Source organism: Burkholderia sp. Ac-20349 (genome assembly GCF_017104865.1).
Lineage (GTDB): Bacteria > Pseudomonadota > Gammaproteobacteria > Burkholderiales > Burkholderiaceae > Burkholderia > Burkholderia aenigmatica.
This window is the reverse complement of the sequence record NZ_JAAGPM010000268.1, coordinates 1-4562: the sequence shown is the minus strand read 5'-3', so window position 1 is coordinate 4562 and position 4562 is coordinate 1. Positions and strand designations below refer to the sequence as shown.

General features: G+C 69.5%; 3 protein-coding genes and 1 pseudogene. 2 read left to right on the top strand and 2 right to left on the bottom strand.

Features of this window, described 5'->3' with window-relative positions:
- Together G3N61_RS38135 and G3N61_RS38130 are read left to right on the top strand one after the other, a co-directional pair.
- Positions 1-494, top strand: a 494-nt coding sequence (locus tag G3N61_RS38135) for a chemotaxis protein CheB (RefSeq protein ID WP_277405135.1), incomplete at its 5' end; no start/stop codon positions are given.
- A gap of 67 nt (positions 495-561) precedes the next feature.
- Positions 562-1638: a diguanylate cyclase gene (locus G3N61_RS38130; protein ID WP_205825011.1), complete on the top strand. Its 1077-nt coding sequence runs from the start codon at positions 562-564 to the stop codon at positions 1636-1638.
- A 27-nt stretch (positions 1639-1665) separates the two neighbouring features.
- Here the strand turns inward: G3N61_RS38130 and G3N61_RS38125 are convergent, their stop codons facing one another.
- Positions 1666-3915: an EAL domain-containing protein gene (locus tag G3N61_RS38125; RefSeq protein ID WP_205825009.1), complete on the bottom strand. Its 2250-nt coding sequence runs from the start codon at positions 3913-3915 to the stop codon at positions 1666-1668.
- 339 nt (positions 3916-4254) lie between these two features.
- Positions 4255-4562, bottom strand: a pseudogene (locus tag G3N61_RS38120) (LysR family transcriptional regulator); the annotation flags it as partial.

The following is a 4562-nucleotide window of genomic DNA, read 5'->3' as shown; positions in this document are numbered from 1 at the left end:
TGCCGGCCGATTTCAGTGCGCCGATCGTGATCGTCCAGCACGTCGACCGCGCGTTCGCCGAAGGCATGGCGCAATGGCTCGACGGCCAGACGCCGCTCGCCGTGCGCGTCGCGCGCGAAGGCGACCGCCCGCAGCCGGGCGTCGCGCTGCTCGCCGCGACCGACGACCACCTGCGCATCACGCGCGCCGGCACGCTCGAATACACGCGCGAGCCGGCCGCCACGCCGTATCGCCCGTCGGTCGACGTGTTCTTCAACAGCCTGACCGAGCACTGGCCCGGCCGCGTGATCGGCGTGCTGCTCACCGGGATGGGCCGCGACGGCGCGATCGGCCTGAAGGCGCTGCGGATGAAGGGCTACCATACGATCGCGCAGGACGAGGCGACGAGCGCCGTGTACGGCATGCCGAAGGCGGCCGCGACACTCGGCGCGGCGCGCGCGATCCTGCCGCTCGGGCGCATCGCGGGCGAGCTGGCGGCGCTCGCGAGAATCTGAGCCCGACGATGAACACGCGCAACACCCTTGCCTGCCCCTGCAACAACCGCAACAACCCGCATCGACCATGACCCTTGACCTGACTCGCCCGCCAGGCGGCCCCTACACGCCGCCCGCCGACGTGCCGGCGATGGTGCTGCTGGTCGATGACCAGACGATCGTCGCGGAAGCCGTGCGGCGCGCGCTCGTCGACGAGGAAGGTATCGATTTCCACTACTGCCCGCGGTCGGACGACGCGATGGCCACCGCGATCGAGACGCGGCCGACCGTGATCCTGCAGGACCTCGTGATGCCCGGCACCGACGGGCTGAGCCTCGTGAAAGCGTACCGGACGAATCCGGCGACGCGCGACGTGCCGATCATCGTGCTGTCGACGCAGGAAGAGCCCACGATCAAGAGCGCCGCGTTCGCGGCCGGCGCGAACGACTACCTCGTGAAGCTGCCCGACCGCATCGAGCTCGTCGCGCGGGTGCGCTACCACTCGCGCTCGTACATGAACCTGCTGCAGCGCGACGAGGCCTACCGCGCGCTGCGGCAATCGCAGCAGCAGTTGCTCGAAGCCAATCTCGAGCTGCGGCGCCTCACGCATTCGGACGGCCTGACCGGGCTGTCGAACCGGCGCTATCTCGACGAATACCTCGCCGCCGAATGGCGGCGCGGCACGCGCGAACGCAGCGAGCTGTCGCTGCTGATGATCGACGTCGACAATTTCAAGCTGTACAACGACACGTACGGCCACGTGTCGGGCGACAGCGTGCTCAAGCAGATCGCGTCGACCATCGAGCGCTGCCTCGGCCAGTCGGGCGATCTCGCCGCGCGTTTCGGCGGCGAGGAATTCGCGGTCGTGATGCCGGCCACGTCGCCCGGCGCCGCGCGGCTGCTCGGCGAGAAGATCCGCCTCGCGGTCGAGGCGCTGCGGCTGCGGCACGCGCAGTCGTCGACGGGCAGCACCGTGACGATCAGCATCGGCGGCGCGAGCATCGTGCCGATGCCCGGCCTGCCGACGACCCTGCTGATCGAAGCGGCCGACCGCGCGCTCTATCGCGCGAAGCACGAAGGCAAGAACCGCGTCGAGATCGATGCGACGCCGACGACGCCGGGCCCCGGCGGGTTCGGCGGCTTTGGCGCGCCGCGCGGCGACTGAACGCTGAACGCCGGGCGCGCGCCGCGCTCACACGGCGCCGAGCCGGCGCGCGTAGTCGTTCGGATCCAGCGGACGGCTGAACAGATAGCCCTGCTGCATGTCGCAGCCGATCTGCTGCAGAAACCACGACTGCGCCTGCGTCTCGACGCCTTCGGCCGTGACCTTCATCCCGAGCGAATGCGCCATCGCGACCACGGCCTGCGTGATCGCCACCGAATCGTGATGATCGGGCACGCCCGACACGAACGAGCGGTCGACCTTCAGGTTGTGCAGCGGAAAGCGCTTCAGGTACGCGAGCGACGAATAGCCGGTGCCGAAATCGTCGACCGAGATCCGCACGTTCATGTCCGTGAGCGCCTCGAGCATCGGCAGTACGGTGTCCGTGTCGTTCATCAGCAGTCCTTCGGTAATCTCGAGTTCGAGCGCGGACGGATCGAGCCGCGTCTGCGCGAGGCAGCGATCGACCGATTCGACGAGCCCCTCGTGGAACTGCCGCGGCGACAGGTTGACGGCCAGCATCAGGTCGGGCGCGATCGTGCGGCGCCATTCGGCCGCCTGCCGGCACGCGGTTTCGAGCACCCACTGGCCGATCGCGACGATCAGCCCCGTATCTTCCGCGACCGGAACGAACTCCGTCGGCGACATCGGCCCGAGCTCGGGGCTCGTCCAGCGCAGCAGCGCTTCGGCGCCGACCGTGCGGCCGCTGCGCGCGTCGACGACGGGCTGATACGCGAGCCGCAGCATGTCCGACGAGAGCGCGCGCCGCAGCGACTGCTCGATCGCGAAGCGGCGCTGCAGCCGCAGGTTGAGCTGTGCGGTGAAGAACGTGAAGTGATTGCGGCCGCGCTGCTTCGCGTCGTACATCGCCGAATCGGCGTTGCGCATCAGCGTGACGGCGTCGTCGCCGTCGCGCGGCGCGACGCTGATCCCGATCGACACACCGAGCCAGTATTCGTTGTTCGCGATCGCGAACGGCTTCGCGATCGCATCGATCACCTCGCGCGCGAGCACCGCGAGCCGCTCGGGATCGGCGCAGTCCTCGACGAGGATCACGAACTCGTCGCCGCCCACCCGCGTGAGCGCATACTGCCCGCCGCCGCAGGCCGAGAGCCGTGCGGCGACGCTGCGCAGCAGCGCGTCGCCCGCTTCGTGGCCGGCCGTGTCGTTGACCTTCTTGAAGCCGACGAGATCGATGAACAGGATCGCGACGCGTGCAGGCCCGCCCGCCGCATCGTGTCCGCCGAACAGCTCGCGCATGCGGTCGCCGAGCCAGCGGCGGTTGTAGAGGCCCGTCAGCGCATCGCGCGTCGCCAGGTAGCGCAACTGCTGCTGCGCTTCGCGCACGGGGCCGATGTCGTTGAACGACACGAGCACCGAGTCGGCTTGCTTGTCGCCCGGCTTAACGATCGGCACCGCGTTGCCGCGCACCCAGATGACGTCGCCGTCCGCGAGGCCGAAGCCGACCGTGTAGTCGAGCATCGGCGTGGCCGTCTCGAGCGCGCGCCGGCTCGGCCATTCGTCGGGCGCGATCGGCGAGCCGTCTTCATGCAGCTTGCGCAGGATCACCGTCGACAGCCGGCGGCCGACGAGGTCGCCATGCACGCGCATCATCCGGTTCGCGCTCGGGTTGCTCGCGACCACGACGCCGTCGCGCGACACGACGAGGATCCCTTCGTGCAGGCTGTTGACCACGAGCCGGTGATGTTCCTCGCTGCGCGCGAGCTGTCGCGCGATCCGGTCCTGGTGTACCGCGAGGCCCACGCTGTTGCCGATATCGCGCAACAGCGCGGTTTCCTCGTCGCCGGGCCGGCGCGGCGTGCGGTGATAGACGGCGAACGCGCCGAGCACGGCGCCGGTGTCGTCAAGGAACGGCACCGACCAGCAGGCGCGCAAGCCCAGCGGCAACGCGACGGAACGGTAGTCGGCCCAGAGCGGATCGGTTTCGATGTCTTCGACGGCGACCATCCGGCGCAGGTACATCGCCGTGCCGCACGAGCCGGCCGCAGGGCCGATCGACGCGCCTTCGATCGCCGCGCTGTACTGCGCGGGCAACGACGGCGCGGCGCCGACGTGCACGTGCACGCCGTCGGGATCGAGCAGCAGGATCGTGCATGACGCGCCGTCGCCGAGCAAAGCCTCGGCACGCCGGCAGACTTCGACCAACAGCTCCGGCAGCGGTGTGTTGCGCGTGATCAGTCTCAGCACGCTTTGCTCGGACGCAAGCACTTCCGCCGCGAGCCCGAGACTGTAACGAGAACTTTGCGGTTCGGTATTCAAGATGAATCCTGCCGTCGGTCCGATCGGGTCTGATGCGCCCGATTCGTTTTCGATCCTTCGTGCCGTTTTTCGCCCCGGGTTTACGCCGATGCCCGGTGCGCCCCGTGAAACGCGCGGTGCCAACGCGCGCCGAAAACTATTTAACACCAATCCGTGACACGCCGGGGATCCGTGCGCATCAGGGGTTACGCGCGGTCGGTGCGGCGTTTGCCGCCGGCAGTCAGCTTGCCGAAAGACTCGCGCGCGATGCGACGGCCTGGGGGCAAGACCGGGCCCGGCCCGCGCCGCGTGCGCACACGGTGCGTCGGATCGTGGCGGTGCCCCCGGCTCCGTTCGCGTTCAGTCGTCCGCGCCGGGATCCGTGCGCGTCACGGCCTTCAACGCATCGATCGCGGCCGCGACCGACACGCCCGCGGGCGCCGCATACAACGCGCCGACCGTTTCAGGCATCGTCGACAGCTTCAGCGGCAACCGGCCGACGCGCTCGCCTGCGCGCGCGGCCAGCGCGAACGCACGGGCCGACTGCACGAACAGACACGGCAACTGCTCGGCCACCGCGCGGTTGGTCTGCCATGACACCGATTCCATCAGCACGGACGGTGGCGCCAGGCCCGCCTTCGCGAACTCGGCGTCCAGCGCCGTGCGCG